The organism is Orenia sp. (assembly GCF_055140805.1).
Genome location: NZ_JBSQYM010000004.1, coordinates 22,501 through 45,467, shown reverse-complemented (window position 1 = coordinate 45,467; position 22,967 = coordinate 22,501). Strand labels below are relative to the sequence as shown.

The following is a 22,967-nucleotide window of genomic DNA, read 5'->3' as shown; positions in this document are numbered from 1 at the left end:
GTAGTGGATAGTTAAAAGACTAAAAACCTATGTTTAAATGATTTTGAACTTAACTGTCAACTATCAATTATCAACTATACACTGAAGTAAAAAGTGTCGCAATCTATTCATTAATCATCACTAACTAGATAAAAACCCCATTATTATAAAGAATGAATAATTATAAGCAAAAGGAGCAATAAATATGAATAAAGAAGAAATTTATAAAAATATAATCTTACAAGTAAGAGGTTTGACTTCAGCTGAAAAGGATTTAATTGCTAATTTAGCTAATATATCAGCAGTGTTATATAATAATTTGGAAGAAGTTAATTGGGCAGGGTTTTATTTATGGCAAGAAGATCAATTAGTATTAGGACCCTTTCAGGGAAAATCAGCTTGTGTTAGAATAGCTAAAGGTAAAGGGGTATGTGGTAGTGCTGTTGAAAAAAAGGAAACTTTAGTAGTCAAAGATGTTCATGATTTTCCTGGACATATTGCCTGTGATGCAGCTTCTCGTTCGGAGATTGTAGTGCCAATTATTATTGATAATCAGATCAAAGGTGTATTAGATATAGATAGTCCAATTACAGAACGCTTTGATGAAGTAGATCAGGGTTATTTAGAAGAAGTGGTTGATATCTTAATCAGAGAAACTGAGTGGAATTATAAAATTTAATTCAATAAAATAATTAGAAAAAATTTTTATTTTGGAATTAAATCTTTATAATTTGATATACTATAACTGGGAATACGGTTAGCTTCACAATCAACATCATAATACGCGTATTATACAAAATTAGTTAAATTACTTAGTAAAATTAGAACATATGAAGCTGACAGGTAATAATATCCAAAAGTTTTTTGATAAAATTTTACTACTATGTTATAATGAAGTTAACTAATAGTTAAGAAATAGGAGGAATTAAGTTTTATGGAAAGAGGAACAGTTAAGTGGTTTGATGGAGCAAAAGGTTATGGATTTATCGAAAGAGAAGATGGAGATGATGTATTTGTACATTTTTCATCTATCCAAGATGAAGGATTTAAGACTTTAGAAGAAGGACAAGAAGTAGAGTTTGAAATTACTGAGGGAGATAGAGGGCCTCAAGCTGCTAATGTAGTTAAATTATAATTGGATATAATGGCATCTAGACTTTTGCCTAAAAAGCACCTCTGCTCAATTTTGAGCAGAGGTGCTTTTTAATTAATAAAATTAAAAATAATGATTAATAGTTTCTTAGTTTTTCACTCATTCCCCATCACTGTTTATTATATTCCTTATATTGAAATAAAAGGTTTTAACATTTTAATATTTCTTGAATATAATATAACAGGTCATATAACCTTATAAGTTTATAAGTTATATACAAGGAGGGGATTAGTATGAAGGTGAAATGCAGGTATTGTGGAGAAGTAAATATTTCTTCACAAGAATACTGTCATAAGTGTAGTGGAAAATTATTTGAAAGCTATAAAGATAGAGATATTATTGAACTTAATCCTATATATTCACAAATTATCAGCTTATTACCATGGGTATAAAGTTCAAAGATAGAAGGGTTGTTTTAACACCCCTTCTATCTTTATGTTAAATAACAATGTCGAAGTAAAGGTTATAAATTCTATTTCAAATTTTGAAGTTTATATAGTTGATAAATTCTAAAAAAGCAGAGTATCTATTAAGTAGGATAATCGGTTACTACAGTGGAAAATTAAAATTTAAAAGGAATTTACTTGTTGAATATAGAAGTAATAAAAAAATTATAGTTAAGAGGTGATAGAATGTTAACTCAAAAAGTTACTATTCAAAATAAGACTGGATTACATGCAAGACCTGCTTCATTATTAATAGATGCAGCTAATAAATTTAATTGTGATCTTCAAATTATTCATGAAAATCGAGAAGCAAATCTAAAGAGTATAATAAGTGTTATGTCTTTGGCTGTTGGTTATGGGGAAGATATTATTATTAAAGCTGATGGCAAGGATGAGAAGGTGGCTTTAGATAAAATTCTTGAAGTTATTAATGATAAATTTGGTGAAGAATAAGTATACTAAAGTGAATGATAATATGGATAATTTAGTTGTTTTTTATTAATATTAATTTTGATATATTAGCTTATAACAATAAAATTATAATAAATTTAAAGTTGAAAATGAATTGTTCATTTAAATATGTTATAATAAATAGAAGTTCTTGAGGCAGTATTTTGAGATTGTGTTTTATAATGTTGTAGTTGGTATATCTTATTAACTAGTTATTACATGGATAGCATCAACGTATAGAGGTGTTAACTATAAAACTAGAATAATTGAGGAAATGGTGGGATAATATGAAGCCGATTCCAATTGATAAATTAGAAGAAGGAATGAAACTAGCAAAGACAATTTATAATGAATCAGGACAATTATTACTTGGTGCAGGTATGGCTTTAAAGGATAATTATATTGAACGATTAAAAAAGATGAATATACCTGAGATTTATATCATGGATGATAATTTTTCAGATATAAAGGCTCCAGAACCTATCTCTGATAAAACAAGATTAGAAGCAATTAAAGTTGTAAAAAATACTATGGAGTCTATTAAATCGGGCTCAGAAATTGATCTTGCTAAAGTTAATCAAGCAGTAGATAGTATTTTAGATGAGATTCTTCTACAAAACCATGTGGTTATACACTTAAATGATATTAGAACTTATGATAGTTATACTTTTCAACACTCTGTAGGTGTAACAATCTTATCAATTTTGATGTCATTACACTTTAACTATACTAGAGAAGAGGTTAAGAAGATAGCAATAGGAGCCTTTTTACATGATGTAGGTAAAACTAAAGTAGATAAAGATATAATTATGAAACCAGGTAAACTAACAGAAGAAGAATATGAAGAGGTTAAGCAACATTCAACCTATGGCTATCATATTATTAGAGAAGTTGCAGGGATAAGTATTTTATCTGCCCATATTGCTTATCAACATCATGAATATGTTGATGGTTCTGGTTATCCAAGAGGACTTAAAGGTGAAGAAATCAGCAAATGGGCTCAGATAGTTACAGTAGCTGATATTTATGATGCTTTAACTAGTGATAGAGTTTATAAGCGAAAATTGATGCCCCATGAGGCTTTAAAGATTATTAATGAATTAAAAGGAGTTAAATTAAACCCTGAATGTGTAGATGCTTTACTTAAGCATGTGGCTGTTTTTCCAGTAGGAGCAATGGTAGAATTAAATAATAAGCAAGTTGGCATAGTAGTAGATGTCAATAAAGAAGACTTAGGGCGACCTATTGTCAGGATTATTGAAGATGAGCATGGTAATAAGATAGAAGATATTAAAGAGGTTGATCTGATACATAATGATAACTTTAAGATAAATAGGGTAATCTATAATTAAGGAGGACTAATAGTGAAAATAAAAACTATAATAATTATACCATTGTTAGTATTCTGTTTTATATCTGCTTTTAATAGTACTATTGTTAATGCTATGTCACAAGCTGAGGTAGATAAAGGTGACTCTTCTTTAGCCTATGGAGTTCAAGTTTTAGATGGAGAGGTTAGAGCTTTAAATTTAGAGACAGAATTTGGAATTTCATCAAACTTAGGAATTGAGGGAATATACACATATATTGGTGATGAAGATGATAATGATAATGAAAATGATATATTAGATATTAATACTAAATTTAATCTTGTAGATAAATTAGATTATGATATAACTGCTGTTTTGGGTTATCATACTGATTTTGAAGATGGTTATCCTAGAATTGGGATCTTATATTCTAAAAGTGAGAATAAACTCTTGGACTTAAATTTAGGAATAGATGTCTTATTAAAGAAAGACAAGAACTATTTGGGCTATATGTTAGGCTTTGATTATAGAATAACTGAGAATATTTACTTAGAGGTTGGACATAGGAAGTTTTCAGGACAAGAGGACACTGAAGGTTTAAATATTGGAACTAGATATTATTTTTAAGAAAAGGGGTTTATATTAGATGGACTTAAGTAATGTAGCAGTATTTATGGATAGAGATGGAACAGTAAGTAAAGAGATTGGTTATGTAAATCATCCTCATAGATATGAATTACTTCCCAGAAGTGGATTAGCAATTAAGAAATTAAATCAATCTGGAATTAAAGCAATTTTAGCAACTAATCAAGCAGGTGTTGCTAGAGGTTATTTTAAAGAAGAGATGATTGGACAAGTTCATAATAAGTTAGAAGATTTATTAGAAGCAGAAGATGCTTATTTAGATGCAATCTATTATTGCCATCATCATCCACGGGTAGGAGAAGGAAAGTTTAAGAAAGAATGTAACTGTCGCAAACCAGAACCTGGAATGTTATTGCAGGGAAAAGAAGAGTTTGGTGTTGATTTAGAGAAGTCTTATATGATTGGTGATAAGATCAGTGATGTTGAAGTAGCTCATCGAGTAGGCGCTAAAGGAATTTTAGTGTTGACTGGCTATGGAATGGGTGATTATCAAAATGCACAAGATGATTGGAAGGTAGAGCCTGATTATATAGCTGAAGACTTATTTGATGCCGTTGAATGGATACTAATGGATCTTGAAGTGAGGGAAGATTAATGGCTAAATTGCTTGATTATTTAACTTTCTTTGAAGAACAGAAGATTTTGGTGTTAGGAGATATGATTGCCGATGAATTTATTATTGGACAACCAGAACGCTTATCTCGTGAAGCTCCAGTTTTAATATTAAGACACACTGGTCATAAAATATTACCTGGTGGAGGAACCAATGCTGCTAATAATGTGGCTGCTTTAGGTGGTCAAGTCTATTTAGCAGGAGTAATTGGTGATGATATAGTTGGAGAGAAACTGGTAAATCATCTAAAAGCAGATGGAATGATAACTGATGGTTTAATTATAGATAATTCCCGACCAACTTCAGTTAAGACCAGAATCCTAGCTGGTGGTGGTCAGACTGTCAAGCAACAGATGGTAAGAGTAGATAAGCTGGAGACTCATGATATCTCTAAAGAGATTGAAGAGAAATTGATTAGTTATGTAGAAGAAATCATCTCTAAAATTGATGCTCTAATCTTATCAGATTATGGTAATGGTGTCTTTACTGATAGGGTTAAAGCAGAGATAATTGCTATGGCTAATCAACATAATAAGATTATAGCTGTTGATTCTAGATATGAATTGATGAGTTTTAAGGGGATTACTATTGCTACGCCAAATAAAGAAGAGACAGAAAAAGCAGTAGGATTTAAATTGACTTCAGCCAATGCTGTTGAAAGGGCTGGGTGGAAGTTAAAAGAAAGTTTAGAGTCTAAAGCAATGCTAGTAACCTTAGGCGGGGAAGGAATGCAAGTCTTTACTGATGAGGGAACAACCCACATTCCAGCTTCAAATTATACCGAAGTTTTTGATGTTACAGGTGCTGGTGATACAGTAATAGCCACATTGGCTTTAGCTTTAGCAAGTGGTGCAGGAATGGTAGAAGCGATGAAATTATCTAATTATGCTGCTGGAATTGTAGTCAAAAAATCTGGTGTTGCTACAACTAGCCGAGAAGAACTATCTGAAATTATTGGTGATGCTCAATGAAGATTACAGAGAAAATCTATTCAAGAGAAGAATTAAAGGATATCTTAGCAGAACAAAAAGCAGAGGGTAAGAATATTGTCTTTACAAATGGTTGTTTTGATATCCTCCATGTAGGGCACACTCGCTATCTAGCAGAAGCTAAAAACAGAGGAGATTTATTGGTAGTTGCTCTAAATAGTGATTCATCGGTTCGGTTATTAAAGGGGGAGAAAAGACCAATTATTCCTGAAATGGAGAGAGCAGAAATGTTAGCAAACCTTGAGGTGGTCGATTATATAACTATCTTCTCTGAAAGAACAGCCAATCAAACTATTTCTATTTTAAAGCCTGATATCTATATTAAAGGTGGCGATTATCAAATAGAGGAGTTGCCAGAAGCAGAAGTTGTAGCACGCTATGGAGGTAAAATTGAATTGGTATCAGAGATAGAAGGTGCATCTACAACCAATATCATAACAGAGATATCAAAAAGATACTAAGAGGGATTTGGTCTCTCTTTTTTTCTTTTTTGGATTAATTAAGCATATAATGGAACTATAGATCATATAATTGTTAATTAAATATCAACCACCCATCTTTATTTACAAAAAATAATGAAAATCATTATCAACTACAACATAATAACCCCCGTCAACTCCAGCTATTACTTAACTTAGCTCAGTTTGTTAAAGCAATATCAATTTTGACATTATATTGAGGGACACGGTATAATTAAATTCGTAAGTTAGAAATGTGATATAATTCACATTTCTGGTTTTGATTATTATTATCATTAAGTTTTAAAATGATTATAACTCATATGAGTTATAATTACTGTAATATATATCACATTATTAAGTTGTAAATTATACTAAAGGAGGTAGCGAAATACAATGGGTCAATGCCAATGTGGAAATTCTGCAGAAAGTAAAGAGAAGTATTTAGCTCCATTAAAAACTATCTTAGAAGGATATGAAGGAAAGCAAAAGGATTTAATTCCTGTATTACAAAAAGCTCAAGATGAGTATGGTTACTTACCAGAAGAGGTTATTAAGGAGATTTCTAATGCATTAAATCTTTCCTTAAGTCAAGTTTATGGTGTAGTAACTTTCTATTCGCAATTCCATCTAGAGCCACGCGGAGAGAATATTATCCGTGTATGTCTGGGAACTGCTTGCCATGTACGTGGTGGTGGTCAAGTATTAAACAAGATAAAAGAGGAATTGGGTGTAGATGATGGAGAGACTACTGAAGATCTTAAATTCACTTTAGAATCAGTAGCTTGTATTGGTGCTTGTGGTTTAGCTCCAGTTATTATGATTAATGATGATACTCATGGTCGTTTAACACCTGATAAAATTCCAGCTATTTTAGATAAATATAAAGCTTAAGACTATGAGAGAGTTGTCTTTGCATATTTTGGATATCATCCAAAATTCTATTAGAGCAGAAGCAAAGTTGGTTCAGCTATTAATCAATGAAGATGTCAAAAATGATAGATTATTAATTGAGATTACTGATGATGGCTGTGGGATGAGTCAAGAGTTACAAAAGATAGTCTTAAATCCCTTTGTAACTTCTCGGACCACAAGAAAGGTTGGATTGGGTTTATCCTTATTCCAACAAGCTGCTAGGCAGTGTGAAGGTGATTTGAAGCTTGAGTCAACCTTAAAAGAAGGGACGGTAATTACTGTTGATTTTAAATATAGTCATATTGATAGAGCTCCTTTGGGTGATATCGTAGGTACTATAATTACTATTTTATCGGTGAATCCAGACCTTGATCTACTGTATAGGCATCTAATTAATGATAATGAGTTTATTTTTGATACAAGGATAATTAAAGATGAACTTGAAGATGTTCAGATTAATCTTCCTGAAATATTGTCTTGGCTAGAAGGTTACCTAACTGAAGGTTTAGAAGACTTGCGGAGGTGAATAATTGATGAAATCATTAGAAGAATTAAGAAAGTTAAGAGAGAAGGCTCAAAAAGATATACAGGCTAGAAAGACTAGTAATAAGCCAAAAGTAATTATAGGTATGGGTACTTGTGGAATTGCTGCAGGTGCAAGAGAGATTTTAAAGGCTGTTATGGCAGAGATAAACAAGCGTAATTTAGATGTAATTGTAACACAAACTGGCTGTATTGGAATGTGTGAAAAGGAACCATTATTAGATGTTCAAATGCCAGGTAAAGATAGAATAACTTATGGCAATTTAACTACAGATGATGTAAGTAAAATTGTTGTTGAGCATATAGTTAACGGTAAGGTTGTAGAGGATTTAGCTGTTGCTAAATTAGAAGACTAATCAATTCCAAGTTATCAAGGAGGTAAAAGGATAATGGAACAATCAATTTATAGATCGCATATTCTGGTCTGTGGAGGAACAGGTTGTGTTTCTTCTGGTTGTAAACAGGCTCAAGATGCTTTAAAAGATGAGTTAGCTAAACATGATTTGACTAGTGAAATTAAAATAGTAGAGACTGGTTGTCATGGTTTCTGTGAAAAGGGACCTATTATGATTATGTATCCTGAAGGAGTATTCTATTGTGAACTGACTCCAGAGGATATGCCTGAATTGGTAGAGGAGCATATCTTAAAGGGAAGAACTGTAGAGCGATTATTATATACTGAACCAAATAGTAAAAAGAGTATTCCTTCTTATGAGGAAATTGATTTCTATAAAAAACAACAGAGATTAGTTTTAGGAAATTGTGGTCATATGGATCCAGAAAGTATCGAAGAATATATTGCTACTGGTGGATATGAAGCTATCGGTAAAGCTTTAACTGAAATGACTCCTCAAGAGGTTATCGAAGAAGTAAAAGAAGCAGGATTAAGAGGTCGTGGTGGTGGAGGATTCCCAACAGGACTAAAATGGCAATTTGCTGCTGGAGCTAAAAGTGATAAGAAATATGTTATCTGTAATGCTGATGAAGGTGACCCAGGTGCATTTATGGATAGAAGTTTATTAGAGGGAGATCCTCATAGAATTATCGAAGGTATGATGATTGGTGCTTATGCTACTGGTGCCGACGAAGGATATGTTTATGTGCGTGCAGAGTATCCATTGGCTATTGAACGTTTACAAAAAGCTCTTGATGATGCTAGAGAGTACGGATTATTAGGAGAAAATATCTTCGGTACAGACTTTAACTTTGATCTACACATTAAAGCAGGTGCAGGAGCTTTCGTATGTGGTGAAGAGACTGCATTAATGAATTCAATTGAAGGTAAGCGTGGTATGCCTCGTCCAAGACCACCATTCCCAGCGGAAAAAGGTTTATGGGGTAAACCATCTAATATCAATAACGTAGAGAGTTATGCTAATGTGCCAAACATTATTAGAGATGGTGCAGAGGCTTATAAAGCAATTGGTACTGAAGGAAGTAAAGGTACTAAAGTATTTGCCTTAACTGGTAAGATTAATAACACTGGTCTTGCTGAAGTACCAATGGGTATTACTATGAAAGAGATTATCTATGATATTGGTGGAGGAATCTCTGATGGTAACAAATTCAAGGCTGTTCAAATCGGTGGACCTTCTGGTGGATGTTTACCAGAGGAATTATTAGATTTACCAGTTGATTATGACTCATTAATTGAAGTTGGAGCAATGATGGGATCTGGTGGACTAGTAGTAATGGATGATAGTACTTGTATGGTTGATGTGGCTAGATTCTTCCTAAACTTTACTCAAAGTGAGTCTTGTGGTAAATGTACTCCATGTCGTGAAGGTACAAAACGTATGTTAGAAATTCTTAATAGAATTACTTCTGGTGAAGGTAAAGATGGAGATATTGAGATGTTAGAAAGATTAGCAGAGAATATCAAATCTACTTCTTTATGTGGACTAGGTCAAACTGCTCCTAATCCAGTATTAAGTACGTTAAAGTATTTCCGTCATGAGTATGAAGCTCATATTTATGATGAAACATGTCCAGCTGGAGCTTGTGAAGATATGTTAAAGGGCTATGTAATAGATGAAGATGCGTGTATTGGGTGTACAGCTTGTGCTAGAGTCTGTCCAGTTGATGCAATTGAAGGTTCTGTAAAAGAGCCACATACAATCGATTTAGATAAATGTATCTCTTGTGGAGCTTGTGTAAGTAAGTGTAAGTTTGATGCAATTTCTCAAGCATAATTGAATAAGAAATTAAGAAATTAAGAAGGAGTGACTAAAGAATGGATACCATTACTTTGACAATAGATGGTCAGCAAGTCGAAGTTCAACAAGGAGCTACTTTATTAGAAGCTGCTCGTGAGTTAGGAATCGAGATTCCAACTCTTTGTTACCATCCTGATTTATCTTTACATGGTTCTTGTAGAGTTTGTGTTGTAGAAGATGTAAAGAGTGGAAGACTATTAGCATCTTGTGTATCTCCAGTTAATGACGGAATGGAGATCAGTACTAATAGTTCTAAAGCAAGAGTTGCTAGAAAGACAAATGTAGAGTTATTGTTGGCTAATCACCCTAATGACTGTTTAGGCTGTGACAGAAACGGAAGCTGTGAATTACAAGATATTACTCATGATTTAGGGATTACTAGAGTTGACTTTGAAGGTGAGAAGAGAAATCTACCAGTAGATGCTACTGGACCATCTTTAAAGCGTGAACCAAATAAATGTATTCTTTGTGGACGTTGTGTAAGAGTTTGTGAAGAGGTGCAAGGAGTATCTGCTTTAGAATTTACAGAGCGTGGCTTTAATTCTATTGTAAGTACAGGATTTGATTTACCACAAAGTGAAGTTAACTGTGCTAACTGTGGACAATGTGCTACTGTTTGTCCTACTGCTGCACTTACTGAAATCAGTGAAGTTGATAAGGTATGGGCTGCTTTAGAAGATGACACTAAGCATGTTGTAGTACAAACTGCTCCATCTATCCAATCTAGTCTTGGTGAAGAATTTGGAATGGAAGCTGGTACAGTAGTAACTGGTAAGATGGCTGCTGCTTTGAGAAGATTAGGTTTTGATAGAATATTTACTACAGATTTTGCAGCTGATTTAACAATTATGGAAGAAGGAAATGAGTTTATTAAGAGGTTTAAAGGAGAGAAGAATTTACCTCATATCACTTCTTGTTGTCCTGGTTGGGTTAAGTTCTGTGAGCATAACTACCCAGATTTAATCAGTCATTTATCAAGTGCTAAGTCTCCAATGTCTATGTTCTCTGCTATCTCTAAAAGTTATTATGCAGAAGAATCTGATATTGATGCTAAAGAGATCTATACTGTTGCAATCATGCCTTGTACAGCTAAGAAGTTTGAAAAAGAGCGTGAGGAGTTAGCTGGAGATACAGATGCTGTATTGACTACTCGTGAATTGGCTCGTATGATTAAAGAGGTTGGTATTAACTTTACTACTTTAGCAGATGAACAATATGATGAGATGCTAGGTGCTCATACTGGTGCAGGTACTATCTTTGGAACTACTGGTGGAGTAACTGAAGCAGCATTAAGAACTGTTAAAGAAGAGTTAGATGGAGAGCCTTTAGGAAGACTTGGTTTAGGATTTGAAGGAATTCAAGAAGCTTCTTTAGAGGTTGCTGGTCAAACAGTTAATGTAGCTATCGCTAATGGTTTAGCTAATGCCTCTAAATTATTAGATGAAGTACGTGCAGGAAATAGTAAATATCACTTTATTGAAGTTATGGCTTGTCCTAATGGATGTGTTGGAGGTGGAGGTCAACCTCTTCCAACAAGTAAAGAGATTAAGCAAAAGCGTGCTTTAGGATTAAGAAGCATTGATGAATCTGATAGTATTAGAAAATCTCATGAAAATCCAATGATTAAAAAATTATATGATGATTATTTAGGTGAACCTTTAGGTGGACACTCACATCATCTACTTCATACAAAATATCAGAAGAGAGATAAAAACTAATTTAGTGGCAGTGTGAGTGATTAGTGTGAGCAAGTTCAAGAATATTTTAAATATTTGATAGTACTAATGTAGTCAGTGTTTTAGGCAGATGGATTTATCTATCTGCCTTTTTTTAGTATTAATGAGAGTTCTTTAGTATTGTGGTTCTACTTACACTGACACTCACACTATTTACGGAGGAAGATAATTATGGAAAATAATAATTTCAATTTAATGGAGTATGGGATACTTGTACTTATGGTGGTAATTTTGGTCTTTGTTATTTACCTTGCTAGTGGTGGTAAATTAGATATCTTATTATCAAAATTAGTGAGATAATCTTGATTATTATAGATATTCAATTTTAGAATGGGACTTAATGGGTGTATTGTGACACTTTAATAATTTACAATGTATAATTGATAATTTATAATTAAGAGCATTTAAATCCAAAATATTAGATAATAATTTATGAATATTGTATCAATTTTTTAATTAATTGAATAACTTAAGGTTTTAATCTTTTAATTATACATTGTACATTATCAATTCTAAATTGATATGAAAGTGTCGCACTATCTCTATATAGTCTCATATCAATAATGAACCTAATAGTTAACTACACTTTGACTAGCTAACTATAATATGGTATAATTATTTGTGTTTATTATGGACCAACGTTAAAACATCCAAATAAGGTGGGGATAGGATGAGTAAAGCCTGTAATAAATATAATAAGATGTCTGAGCATGAACTAATTATGTTAGCACAGAATGGGGACAAGCTGGCTGAAAAGTATTTAATTAACAATAATATTGATATTGTTTATGCTAAGTCAAAATTATTTTATATTAAAGGGCTAGATAATGATGATGTTATTCAAGAAGGATTGGTAGGATTATATAAAGCAATCAGAGATTATAAGGTAAAAAGAGAAGCATCTTTTCGTGGTTTTGCTCACTTATGTGTTAATCGACAGCTTATTTCAGCGATTAAAACAGCTAATCGTCAAAAGCATATGCCGCTTAATAATTCCACCTCTATTGATAAGAAAATAAGTTATTCTAAGGATGATGGAGGAAGAGGACGTACGCTATTGGATATCTTACCAGACCATCACAATGATCCAGAGAAGAATTATGTCAATCGGGAATTAGTCAAAGAGGTAAGTTATCAATTAAGACAGATGTTGACTCAATTAGAATGGGATGTATTTAATAAATACATAGAAGGTAAATCCTATAAGGAGATATCTGATGAGATTGATGGTAGTGTCAAGACTGTAGATAATGCCTTACAACGTGCCCGGCGTAAGATTGATGAATTAAAAGAAAAATTGAAGAGCGAGCTATATGATACGTACTAATTCTAACTGATAAAAGTTACCTAATAGGTAGCTTTTATTTTTTTTTTACATATATAAATATATAATTGTTGTATTTATCCGTATTTTTAGATTTATTTGACTCCAGAATGAGATTTAAAGATGATGCTATAGAGAGATAATGCGACACTAATTAATTTACAATGTACAGTGTACAATTTAAAATTAAGACCATTAACACATAAATTTATAGTAGAAATTTTATAAAATTTGAGATAATTCATTATTGGATTAATTGTTTTTAAGAACTTAATCTTTTAATTGTGCATTGTAAATTGCCAATTGTCAATTGTCAATTGAAACAAAGTGTCGCGATATCCCCATTAAACCTCATTTCAAAGTCATACCTCTCAAACTTTAGTTACCTCATAGCCTGAAATTATTAAATCCTGTATTCATTAGATTGAAATTAATAGTATATAAAATGAATATTAGGATATCATAATAAATTAGCATATAACCATAATTTGACACAAATCAAAAGTGAAGATATAATGATCTATATGTAAATATGTGGAAAAGAGGTGGGGTATGGCTGATAAAGGAGCGATAATTTATTTATTGACTGATAATAGAAAGTATATAATAGGTCTCTCTCAATATCCAGAAGTAGATATTAACTTCTATTTAGATAGAGGTGTTATATCTACAGATAATAGTAGAGCCTTTTATCTAAATAAGTCTTTAAATTTAGGATTAGCAGATTATATCTTTGGCGAGATTAGTAATCCTAATGAACGGAAGGGAGAACCTCTAGATAATGACTTTATTATAACAAAATTTTTATCATTTTTTTGGGAATTTGATACTTTAGGAAAGATTATTGAAGAGAAATTATTTAAATTAAAAAAAATATTAAATAACTTTGATATGAAGAATAAATTAGATGGAAAGGAGATTGCAATCAGTCAAATTCAGAAAATATCCCTTCCTAAAGAATCAGAATGGAAGCAAGTATATCAATTGATTCAAGGAAGAAAAATCTATTATAGTGAGATTAGACAGTTATTACGTGAAAATAGGGTAACTATTAAGGAATTAGATAAAATATTAGTTTATTTGAGGTTATTAGGTAAATTAGAAGTGATACCGTCACTTAGGTATATTGATGATAAGTTAATTTGTCAACGTTGTGATAATCAGGAAGATTTAGTAGAAATAGATTGTAATTATTGTCAAGGCAAAGATTATTATTGCCAAGAGTGTATCTTAATGGGTGAATCCCGTTTATGTAGGGCGCTGTATTTCATTCCTGTAGCTAATTCTTTTCAACCCTTTGATATAATTGAGCCTAAATATCGATTTAATTTAACTAAGTTACAACAAAAAGTATCTAATCAATTGATAGATTTCTTATATGAGGATTGTCAACAAGCACTGGTTTGGGCAGTCTGTGGAGCAGGAAAGACTGAGGTTAGCTTTGAGGTTATCGCTGATATCCTTAGTCGAGGTGGGAAGGTCCTCTTTGCTATTCCTAGAAAGGATGTTGTGATAGAGTTAGCTGAACGTTTAAGAGAAGCTTTTCCTAAGGTTGAAGTAAAAGCCATCTATGGTGGTAGTGAGATGAAATATCAAACTGCTAGCTTGGTAATAGCTACGACTCATCAGGTGTTGAGATATTATCAGGCCTTTGATTTGATCATCTTAGATGAGATGGATGCTTTCCCTTATAAAGGTAGTAACACACTTAAAAGCTCCTTACATAAAGCTAAAAAGCCAAGGGGGAAGCTGATTTATATGACAGCGACTCCTAGTGAAGAAGAATTAGTAAATTTAGAAGATAGCAACAGTAAGTTGATTAAACTATCCGCTAGATACCATGGTTATCCACTTCCAGAACCAGAGTTTATTCAATCTGAAATAAAATATAATCAGGAATCAAAGGAGCTAACTTTACCTGGGGTAGTGATTGATAAACTCAAAATATCGGTAGAGCAAGAATTATATCAGGTTTTTATTTTTCTTCCTAGTAGGGAATTGGTAGAGATAGTTACTCAACAGATATCAGAATATTTTCCTGATATTAATGGTCAAAGTTGGGTGCAGGGAAGCCATTCTCAAGATAGACAACGAGAAGAAAAAAGAGAAGCCTTTCTAGCCGGGGATTACCCAATTTTGGTCTCAACTACTATTATGGAGAGAGGGGTAACAGTTGAGAAGGCAAATGTAATGGTACTTTTTGCTGACTGGGAATATGTCTTCAGTGAAGAGACCTTAATTCAGATGTCTGGTCGTTCTGGGAGATCATTAAAGTATCCCCAAGGTAAAGTCTGGTTTGTGGGAGAGAGTATTAGTAATGAGATGGAAAAAGCTAAAGAGAAGATACAGCTATTAAATGAAGAGTCAGCAGAGAAAGGATATCTTAAGAGCAGTGAACAGTTGATATTTTAATGTTGTAATATAGAGGTAGTGCGACGCTTTGTGTCGAGTGTGAGTGTGGGTAAATCACCCTCTCCTAAATTCTCTCCCTGATAAGGAGAGGACTTTAACTTCTTTTTATTCCTCCCCTTTTAAGGGGGAGGTTAGGTGGGGGATATTACTAAAGTACCCCAATACCCCCATAAACCATCACTTGAAAAATCAATCAATATATTTGTAAAAAGGAGTGAAAGCTATCTTTGCTAAATTATATCAAGGATTAATAGATTTAATCTTTCCTGAACTACCACACTGCCCTGTCTGTGGCAGAGAGTTTAGTCATGGTGAAATTAATCTTTGCGAAAAGTGTATTACTAAGATAGAATTTATTAAAGAGGATTATTGTTTAAAGTGTGGAAAGTTGATCTTGTCAAGTCAAGATTTATGCTATGATTGTCAGCATGCTAATCATTATTTTGATCAGTCTAGGTCAGTAGGACTTTATGATAGTGGTTTAAAAGAGTATATTAAACTATTTAAATATAGTAAGTATAGAACTTTAGCAGGACCTCTAGGGGATTTAATGAGTAACTATACCAATAGGTTCTATAATATAAAAGATTTTGATATTATAACCTATGTACCAGTTCATCCAAACCGCTTAGCTGAAAGAGGGTTTAATCAAGCTTTTCTATTAGCCAAAAGAATAGGTGAGAATCTAAAGATTGGTGTAGAGTGTTTATTTATAAGAGGTGAAGATACTGTTAAGCAGAGTAAGTTATCAAGAAAGGAAAGATTAAAGAACTTAAAGAATAAGTTTATGATTAAAGAGGGTGTAAATATTGGTGGCAAAAGGATATTGTTAGTTGATGATATCTACACAACTGGAGCAACAGTTGATGAGTTAGCTCGTATTTTGTTAGATAATGGAGCTGATTCTATCAAGATAATTACTTTAGTTTCAGGCAGAGATTTGAGTTTAAAAAGGGATTTTAACTCCTAAGGCGAAATTTAATAACTAGGTTGCCTTAGATTGGTTTAAGGGAGTGGGAGTATGGAATTAAAAAATTGTAAAAAATGTGCTAAGGTCTTCATTAGAAAAAACAGAGAATTATGTGATAAATGTTATCGCGAAGAAGAAAAGAAGTATATTAAGGTTAAGGATTATCTTTGGGATAATTCTAAAGCAACAATAGATGAGATACATCAAGCAACTGGAATCTCTAAAAATATAATCAGAAAGTTTGTTAGGGAAGGTCGCTTTAGAAGGTTGTGATTATTATGAATTCACTATGAAAACAAATCTCATAAGAGGATTTTGACGAAATTTAAAGAAGTTATAGATATATATAAAGAATTTCGTTCAAGGAGGTCAGATTATGGGAATAAAAAAGTGTAAACGGTGTAAAAAGATCTTTGCTCCCGTGGCTGGTGCAAAGGTATGTCCTAAATGTCTACAAGAAGAAGAAGATCAATTTGTAATTGTAAAAGATTATTTATGGGATTATCCAGGCTCTACTATCGTACAACTCCATGAGGCAACAGGAGTAGACGAAAAAATAATCAGGAAATTTGCAAAAGAGGGAAGATTTTTACAAATAAATGGTGTTGAAATAACTATAGATTGTGAACGTTGTGGAGCACCTATCAAGAGTGGGCGTTTTTGCCAATCATGTAGTGATAAATTGAGATCTGGAATAGAGAAGGTTAAAAATGCTGATAAGGCTCAAGCTTTAAGAGATAGGGATAATGATAAAATGTTCTTAGGAGATAGAATCAAAAAAAGAAGATAGGCTGAATTTAGAGGGTTAAGGTAGAAAAACTGACCTATAGTCGGTTAATTTGCCTTAACCCTTTTTTATTATGTAAGAGGAGAATTAAACTGACAGCATAATTTATCGATAATTTAAAGTAAATAAGTACTAATTGTGTAAAGTTTAAGTTTAAGTCTAAATTTAATCTTAATATTGCAGTAGTTTTAAGTTTAGGGTTAAGTTTAAAATTCTGATTGGTATCTCAGCTTATAGGAAAGTAGGTGATTGAATGAAGATTAATCAAAATAGAATATCTCAAATCATGAAAAATTACAATAATAATCAAGTTAAAAATGAAAAGAAAACAGACAAGACCCGTAAAAGAGATCAAATTTCTTTATCAAAAGAGGCTTTAGAATTACAGAATTTTAAAGGCAAATTACAAGCTACCTCTAAGGAGAGAGAGGAAAGAATTACTAGGCTAAAAAGGGATATTAAACAAGGAGATTATAATGTCTCTGGCGAAGATATAGCTAAGAAGATGTTGGACCAAGTTATCAATAAGTTTGTTTAGAAAGGGTGTTCTTTATGAAGGATATCAATGTTGAAAAACTAATAGACATTTTAGATAAAGAGTATCAGCTATATCAGAAGATGTATGAATTGAGTGAAAAAAAACAAAAGGTTATTATAAATGAAGAGATAGAAACTTTAGAAAAGATTGTCGACCATGAAGATAAGATTTTAGAAGGGATTATTAAATTAGAGAAAGTTCGTCAAAATTTGGTTGGAGATAGAAAGATTTCTGATTTAATTGAACCTATAAATGGAAATTATAATCATAAATTAAAAGAATTACAAAGTAAGATTAGTGACTTGGTTGAAGAACTAAAAATTATCAATCAGCTTAATGGGAGTTTAATTAATAATTCATTACAACTGACCAATATGACTCTTAATCTTTTAACTAATAATACTCGTCAAGGTAATTATGGTAAAAAAGGCAATTCTTATGATCGACAAAAACAACGATCTTTTATCAATCATAAAGCGTAGGAAGGTAATTTAGTGTTAAGTGCGAGTGTAGGTGGGACTCGCTTCCACACATAACACACACTCACACACAAGGGAGGTATAAAAATGGGTTCAACCTTTAGTGGAATAGAGATAGGAAAACGAGCGGTCCAAGTACAGAAAAAGTCTTTAGAAGTAGTTGGTCATAATATTGCTAACGCTAATACTGAGGGGTATAGTCGCCAAGAGGTCATACTTTCTGCGACTTCCCCTCTTAATGTTGATGGGGTTGGTGCTGGACAAGTTGGTACTGGAGTTAAAATTTCTAAGATTCAAAGAATGAGAGATGACTTTACTGATATGAGATTGAGAGAAGAGTCAACTACTCAAGGGATGTGGGAGGTGACTAGGGATTCATTAAGTGAGTTAGAGTTAATCTTTAATGAACCTTCTGAAGATGGGCTTCGTAATATGTTAGATGATTATTGGAATTCATTACAGGATTTGAATAATAATCCTGAAAGTGAGGCTGTTAGAGCAACAGTTAGAGAAAGAGCCTTAGCGGTAACTGATACCTTTAATCACCTTCATAGTCAGCTAAGTGAATATCAAAACTCTCTTAATAGTAGAGTAGAGATTAAAGTTAATGATATTAATTCTTATGCTAATCAAATTGCTGATTTAAATACACAGATAGTCGAAGCTAGAGCTGTTGGACAAGAAGCTAATGATCTAGAGGATAAAAGGAATCTATTATTACAGAAATTATCTAAAATTACCAATATTAAAGTAAAAGAAGATGAAATCGGAGCTGTTAGAGTTAGTATTAGTGGTCAACAATTAGTTGGAGGTAGCCGGGTTACTGAATTAGAGACTATAGAAGATAATAATAATGATAACTTCTTAAAGGTACAATGGAAGAATGGAAATGATGCCGTATTTACTGGAGGAGAGATGAAGGGGTTATTAGATGCTCGTGATAATTCAGATTCAGGTATTCCCTATTACATTAATGAATTAGATAAAGTGGCTGTTAATTTTATCGAAGAATTTAACAAACAGCACCGTGAAGGTTATGGGTTAGGGGATACTATTATGAGTAATATGATATCAGATCCTCAAAGTAGTCCTGATAATCCTCTAAATAATCAATCTGGTTCTTTTAAGATGATTTTAAATGGAAGTGAAATTGGTCCTATTGTTGTCAATAGTGGTGATAGTCTTAATGACATCGCTTCTAGCATAAATACTCAATCTGGCTTAGCTACAAAAGTAGTATCCAAATCCAATTCTATTGATGATAAAGATGTAGAATTAGGATATGAAGGTAATTTTGATATTACTATTAATGGGACTACATCTACTATTAGTGTTGTAAATACTGATACCCTTGAGGATATTAGAGCTAAGATAAATGATGCTGGTGATTTCGATATAGATGGTGATGGGGCTAATGATTTATTAATAGCTAGTATAAATGATAATAATATGCTAGTTATAACTCCTAAGGATGCTCAACATAGAGTAGAAGTATCTTCTGGAGATAATAATATTGGTGATAATATCATACAAGGATTAGGTATAAAAAATAATCTCTTAGAAATAAGTAGAAAATCTACTGTATCTAAACCTGTAGAGGATAAAAGTAAAGAGTTAGAATACGAAGGTGATTTTAATATTACAATCGATGGTACTACAACTACTATTAGTGTTTTGAAGACTGATACCCTTGAAGATGTTAGAGATAAGATAAATAATGTTACGGATTTCGATATAAACTTTGATGGAGATAATGATTTATTAATAGCTAGTATAAATGATAATAATATGCTAGTTATAACTCCTAATGATGTTAGACATACAGTAGAGGTAGCTTATAATAGTGGTGATAACCTTTTACAAAAATTGGGTATAAAAGAAAGTGCTAATATAGACTTAGCTAATACCAGTGAAGATGGAGAAGCAGATGTGATTGACTTGTTAGGAATGAAAGGAATAGGGGCTGGAAGAGATTTCTTTACAGGTACTGGTGCTAAAGATATTACAATTACTGATGCTATTAAGAATGATCTTAGAAATATAGCTGCTGCATCTAAGACCTATGATAGTGATGGTGATAGTTTAAATGATTATGCTGGAGATGGTAACAGTGCTTTAGAATTAGCTCAGATAGGTTCTACTGATTTATTGCCTGAAAAAGATGAAACTGCTACATTCTCTGAATATTATAGCTCTGTTATCGCGGGCTTAGGGGTAGAAAGTCAGAGAGCAGAGAGAATGGTTAAGAATCAGGAGACTTTAACTAATCAGTTAAGTGAAGATCAAGCTTCATACTCAGGTGTTTCCTTAGATGAAGAGATGGGTAAAATGATACAATATCAACATGCTTATGGTGCAGCTGCTAAGATTGTATCTACTATGGATGAAATTTTAGAGACTTTGGTTAATGGGTTGAAGAGGTAATTAGTGGGAGTGGTAAGTGTGGGTGTGAGGAAGAGTGAAGAAATAAATAGTATGAGTCATGAGTGTGAGTAAGGTCTTGATTTTACTCATACACACTACACACACTCACTCACACTTAAAAAGAGGAGGTTTAAAATGAGAATAACCAATGGAATGATGGTTAGTGGTTTAATGACTAACTTACAGAATAATATGGAACGCTTAAATGAATATAATCGCCAATTATCAACTGGGAAGAAGTTTGATGTTCCCTCTGATGATCCTACTGGAGCAATTAGGAGTATGGGGTTAAATACTACTCTTTCTAATCAGGAACAATATATTAAGAATGTAGATGAGGGAATCACTTGGCTAGGGGTTACTGAGGAGGCATTAAGTCAGGTTACTGATGTGGTACAGAGAACTAGAGAATTGGCTGTTTATGGAGCTAGTGGTTCCTTGAGTGATACTGATCGCCAGGCTATTGCTGATGAAGTGAAGGAACTAAGAGAGAATATCACTGAATTAGCTAATACTAAATATGGAGGTCGTTTTGTCTTTTCAGGAAATAAAACCTTACAAGCACCTTATCCAACTTCTGATTCTGAGTACAAAGGTGATAGTGGTAAGATAAAACGAGAGATTAGTATGGGAACTGAGGTAACAATCAATATGGATGGTTCTTATTTTGAAGGCTTATTAGCAGAAATGGGAGAGTTAGCTGATAACTTAACTACTGGAGATACTGAGGCGATTTCTAATACAGATATAGGAGAATTAGATCAAGAAATAGATACTCTATTGAGGTTGAGGTCAGAGACTGGAGCTAAGCAGAAACGTTTTGAAATGACTAAAAAACGTCTAGATAGTGATAAAATTAAATTTACTAAGCTATTATCCCAAAATGAAGATGTAGATATAGCTGAAACTATTATGAATCTACAGATGAGTGAGAATGTCTATCGTGCTGCTTTATCTTCAGGTGGTAGAATTATTCAGCCGAGTTTGGTGGATTTTGTTAAGTAGAGATTAGGAGTCAGGAATCTGTAATTAGGAATCAGAAAAACAGGTTCGAGATGACAGATTCCAGATTTCTAAAAATGAAAGGAGTTGATAATGTGAAACTAGAAACAACTCGTTTTGGTGAGATAGAAGTAGCTGAAAATGAAATAATAACTTTTAAACAAGGTTTGTATGGCTTTAGAGATGAACATCAATTTGTGTTATTATCTGATGAAGAGACGGATTTTTGTTGGTTACAATCTATCACCAATCCTGATTTAGCTTTTATAGTGATAGAACCATGGGCTTTCTGCAAAGATTATGAATTTGATTTAAGTGAAGAAGTAAAGTCAGAATTAGAGGTTGAATCAGAAAAAGATATATTAGTACTCAACATTGTAGTAGTGCCAGAAAATCCTCGTGAGATGACTATGAACTTAAAAGCTCCTGTTATTGTTAATAAGGGGACATATTTGGCTAAGCAGATCATTCTTGATAGTGAAGAATATCCGATTAAGTATAGACTGTTTGGAGAGAAGGAATCTGGAGTCAGGAATCGGGAATCGGTATAGAAAAGAATTAGGAACAAAGGAATCAGGAATCAGGAAAACACAGATTCCAGACAACAGGTTCCATATAGCTATATCCAGATAGCAGCATTTTTTAAGTATATATTTAATCACTTAATGGTATAATAACCCAATAATATAATTTATTAAGGGGTTAAACATATTATGAAGTGTGTTGAAGATTTAAATGTATTTAAAAAATCTCATAATTTAACAATTGATTTATACAGAGCAACTTCCACTTTTCCTAAAGATGAAAAATTTTGTCTCGTTTCACAGATTAGAAGAGCTAGTTCTTCTATTAATGCTAATTTAATGGAAGGAAGCCACAGGAGAACTAATCCAGATTATAAACGTTTTATTGGAATAGCTAGAGGTTCAGTTGGTGAATTAAAATATCATCTCTTATTATCAAAAGATTTGGGATACATAGCCAAAGATGAATACTTGAATTTCAAATTTAGAATAGAAACAATAAGCAAAATGTTAACTGGACTGTTAAAGGCGATTGGGTGATAGGAATCAGGAGTCGGGAATTAGTAATCAGGAATCAGGAATCAGGAATCAGGAATCGGAAGTCAGGGATCAATAAACACAGATTCCAGACAACAGGTTCCAGATAACTGTGTATACTATACAGATTCCAGATAACTGTGTGTACTATACAGCTTCCAGATAACAGCATTACAAATTCCAGAATAGGAGGTTTTGCACTATGCTCGTATTAACTCGTAAAAAAGATGAAAGCATCATAATCAACGATAATATCGAAATTACAATAGTAGAGTCATCAGGAGGACAGGTGCGGATTGGAATTGATGCTCCTAAAGAGATAGAGATTCATCGTAAAGAAGTCTATCAAGAAATAGAAAATTCTAATAAGGAAGCAGCTAAGCAGAAAATTGGAAGTTTAGGGGAACTGTTGAAGGCTGTAAGGAATCAAGATACAGGAGTCGGGAATCGGTAAAATAGGTATCGGGAATCAGGAATCAGGAAAAACAGATTCCAGACAACAGATACCAGACAACAG

Annotated in this window: 27 protein-coding genes; all 27 read left to right on the top strand. The window is 32.7% G+C overall.

Going from position 1 to position 22,967, the window contains the following annotated elements; all coding sequences use genetic code 11:
- The first annotated feature begins 184 nt into the window (after nt 1–184).
- The 27 genes from ACTCDL_RS00975 (at nt 185) to csrA (ending at nt 22,904) form a co-directional block, all read left to right on the top strand.
- Complete coding sequence (locus ACTCDL_RS00975) at nt 185–658, top strand: GAF domain-containing protein (protein WP_463173348.1); 474 nt, start codon at nt 185–187, stop codon at nt 656–658.
- 255 nt (nt 659–913) lie between these two features.
- Nucleotides 914–1,114, top strand: coding sequence for a cold-shock protein (locus ACTCDL_RS00970; RefSeq protein WP_463173347.1), 201 nt, complete (start codon nt 914–916; stop codon nt 1,112–1,114).
- A gap of 251 nt (nt 1,115–1,365) precedes the next feature.
- Nucleotides 1,366–1,524 (top strand): hypothetical protein, encoded by a 159-nt coding sequence (locus ACTCDL_RS00965; protein WP_463173346.1) that lies wholly within the window; start codon nt 1,366–1,368, stop codon nt 1,522–1,524.
- Between the two features lie 240 nt (nt 1,525–1,764).
- Nucleotides 1,765–2,031: an HPr family phosphocarrier protein gene (locus ACTCDL_RS00960; protein ID WP_463173345.1), complete on the top strand. Its 267-nt coding sequence runs from the start codon at nt 1,765–1,767 to the stop codon at nt 2,029–2,031.
- A gap of 284 nt (nt 2,032–2,315) precedes the next feature.
- Nucleotides 2,316–3,380 carry an HD-GYP domain-containing protein gene (locus ACTCDL_RS00955; protein WP_463173344.1) on the top strand — a complete coding sequence of 355 codons (1,065 nt, stop codon included), beginning with the start codon at nt 2,316–2,318 and terminating at the stop codon, nt 3,378–3,380.
- Nucleotides 3,381–3,392: 12 nt separating this feature from the next.
- Nucleotides 3,393–3,965 (top strand): outer membrane beta-barrel protein, encoded by a 573-nt coding sequence (locus ACTCDL_RS00950; RefSeq protein ID WP_463173343.1) that lies wholly within the window; start codon nt 3,393–3,395, stop codon nt 3,963–3,965.
- Between the two features lie 19 nt (nt 3,966–3,984).
- Nucleotides 3,985–4,578, top strand: a complete 594-nt coding sequence (locus ACTCDL_RS00945) for a D-glycero-alpha-D-manno-heptose-1,7-bisphosphate 7-phosphatase (RefSeq protein WP_463173342.1) — start codon at nt 3,985–3,987, stop codon at nt 4,576–4,578.
- A complete protein-coding gene (locus ACTCDL_RS00940; protein WP_463173341.1) occupies nt 4,578–5,567 on the top strand; it encodes a bifunctional heptose 7-phosphate kinase/heptose 1-phosphate adenyltransferase in 990 nt (329 codons plus the stop codon). The genes ACTCDL_RS00945 and ACTCDL_RS00940 overlap by 1 nt, the downstream gene beginning before the upstream one ends.
- Complete coding sequence (rfaE2, locus tag ACTCDL_RS00935; protein WP_463173340.1) at nt 5,564–6,046, top strand: D-glycero-beta-D-manno-heptose 1-phosphate adenylyltransferase; 483 nt, start codon at nt 5,564–5,566, stop codon at nt 6,044–6,046. The genes ACTCDL_RS00940 and rfaE2 overlap by 4 nt, the downstream gene beginning before the upstream one ends.
- A gap of 393 nt (nt 6,047–6,439) precedes the next feature.
- Nucleotides 6,440–6,937, top strand: a complete 498-nt coding sequence (gene nuoE / locus ACTCDL_RS00930; RefSeq protein ID WP_463173339.1) for an NADH-quinone oxidoreductase subunit NuoE — start codon at nt 6,440–6,442, stop codon at nt 6,935–6,937.
- A gap of 4 nt (nt 6,938–6,941) precedes the next feature.
- Nucleotides 6,942–7,484 (top strand): ATP-binding protein, encoded by a 543-nt coding sequence (locus ACTCDL_RS00925; RefSeq protein ID WP_463173338.1) that lies wholly within the window; start codon nt 6,942–6,944, stop codon nt 7,482–7,484.
- A gap of 7 nt (nt 7,485–7,491) precedes the next feature.
- Entirely contained in the window at nt 7,492–7,857 is a 366-nt protein-coding gene (locus tag ACTCDL_RS00920) for a (2Fe-2S) ferredoxin domain-containing protein (RefSeq protein WP_106231632.1), read from the top strand.
- A 33-nt stretch (nt 7,858–7,890) separates the two neighbouring features.
- Nucleotides 7,891–9,693 carry an NADH-quinone oxidoreductase subunit NuoF gene (gene nuoF, locus ACTCDL_RS00915; protein WP_463173337.1) on the top strand — a complete coding sequence of 601 codons (1,803 nt, stop codon included), beginning with the start codon at nt 7,891–7,893 and terminating at the stop codon, nt 9,691–9,693.
- A gap of 41 nt (nt 9,694–9,734) precedes the next feature.
- Nucleotides 9,735–11,435 carry an NADH-dependent [FeFe] hydrogenase, group A6 gene (locus tag ACTCDL_RS00910; RefSeq protein ID WP_097017065.1) on the top strand — a complete coding sequence of 567 codons (1,701 nt, stop codon included), beginning with the start codon at nt 9,735–9,737 and terminating at the stop codon, nt 11,433–11,435.
- Nucleotides 11,436–11,624: 189 nt separating this feature from the next.
- Nucleotides 11,625–11,753, top strand: coding sequence for a hypothetical protein (locus ACTCDL_RS00905; RefSeq protein ID WP_301178924.1), 129 nt, complete (start codon nt 11,625–11,627; stop codon nt 11,751–11,753).
- Between the two features lie 370 nt (nt 11,754–12,123).
- On the top strand, nt 12,124–12,780 hold the full coding sequence (sigH, locus tag ACTCDL_RS00900) for an RNA polymerase sporulation sigma factor SigH (protein WP_463173336.1): 657 nt from the start codon (nt 12,124–12,126) through the stop codon (nt 12,778–12,780).
- Between the two features lie 549 nt (nt 12,781–13,329).
- On the top strand, nt 13,330–15,189 hold the full coding sequence (locus tag ACTCDL_RS00895) for a DEAD/DEAH box helicase (RefSeq protein WP_463173335.1): 1,860 nt from the start codon (nt 13,330–13,332) through the stop codon (nt 15,187–15,189).
- Nucleotides 15,190–15,403: 214 nt separating this feature from the next.
- On the top strand, nt 15,404–16,159 hold the full coding sequence (locus tag ACTCDL_RS00890; protein ID WP_463173334.1) for a ComF family protein: 756 nt from the start codon (nt 15,404–15,406) through the stop codon (nt 16,157–16,159).
- A 51-nt stretch (nt 16,160–16,210) separates the two neighbouring features.
- Complete coding sequence (locus ACTCDL_RS00885) at nt 16,211–16,432, top strand: hypothetical protein (protein ID WP_463173333.1); 222 nt, start codon at nt 16,211–16,213, stop codon at nt 16,430–16,432.
- Nucleotides 16,433–16,535: 103 nt separating this feature from the next.
- Nucleotides 16,536–16,949: a flagellar protein gene (locus tag ACTCDL_RS00880; RefSeq protein ID WP_463173332.1), complete on the top strand. Its 414-nt coding sequence runs from the start codon at nt 16,536–16,538 to the stop codon at nt 16,947–16,949.
- 250 nt (nt 16,950–17,199) lie between these two features.
- Entirely contained in the window at nt 17,200–17,484 is a 285-nt protein-coding gene (gene flgM, locus ACTCDL_RS00875; RefSeq protein WP_463173331.1) for a flagellar biosynthesis anti-sigma factor FlgM, read from the top strand.
- A 14-nt stretch (nt 17,485–17,498) separates the two neighbouring features.
- Nucleotides 17,499–17,966 (top strand): flagellar protein FlgN, encoded by a 468-nt coding sequence (locus tag ACTCDL_RS00870; RefSeq protein WP_463173330.1) that lies wholly within the window; start codon nt 17,499–17,501, stop codon nt 17,964–17,966.
- An 84-nt stretch (nt 17,967–18,050) separates the two neighbouring features.
- Nucleotides 18,051–20,387, top strand: a complete 2,337-nt coding sequence (gene flgK, locus ACTCDL_RS00865; RefSeq protein WP_463173329.1) for a flagellar hook-associated protein FlgK — start codon at nt 18,051–18,053, stop codon at nt 20,385–20,387.
- A gap of 135 nt (nt 20,388–20,522) precedes the next feature.
- Nucleotides 20,523–21,392 carry a flagellar hook-associated protein FlgL gene (gene flgL, locus ACTCDL_RS00860; protein WP_463173328.1) on the top strand — a complete coding sequence of 290 codons (870 nt, stop codon included), beginning with the start codon at nt 20,523–20,525 and terminating at the stop codon, nt 21,390–21,392.
- 92 nt (nt 21,393–21,484) lie between these two features.
- On the top strand, nt 21,485–21,940 hold the full coding sequence (fliW, locus tag ACTCDL_RS00855) for a flagellar assembly protein FliW (protein WP_463173327.1): 456 nt from the start codon (nt 21,485–21,487) through the stop codon (nt 21,938–21,940).
- Between the two features lie 162 nt (nt 21,941–22,102).
- The gene (locus ACTCDL_RS00850) at nt 22,103–22,453 is read left to right on the top strand and encodes a four helix bundle protein (protein ID WP_463173326.1); all 351 of its coding nucleotides are present in this window, start codon (nt 22,103–22,105) and stop codon (nt 22,451–22,453) included.
- Between the two features lie 199 nt (nt 22,454–22,652).
- Nucleotides 22,653–22,904: a carbon storage regulator CsrA gene (gene csrA / locus ACTCDL_RS00845; protein ID WP_463173325.1), complete on the top strand. Its 252-nt coding sequence runs from the start codon at nt 22,653–22,655 to the stop codon at nt 22,902–22,904.
- The last annotated feature ends 63 nt before the right edge of the window (nt 22,905–22,967 follow it).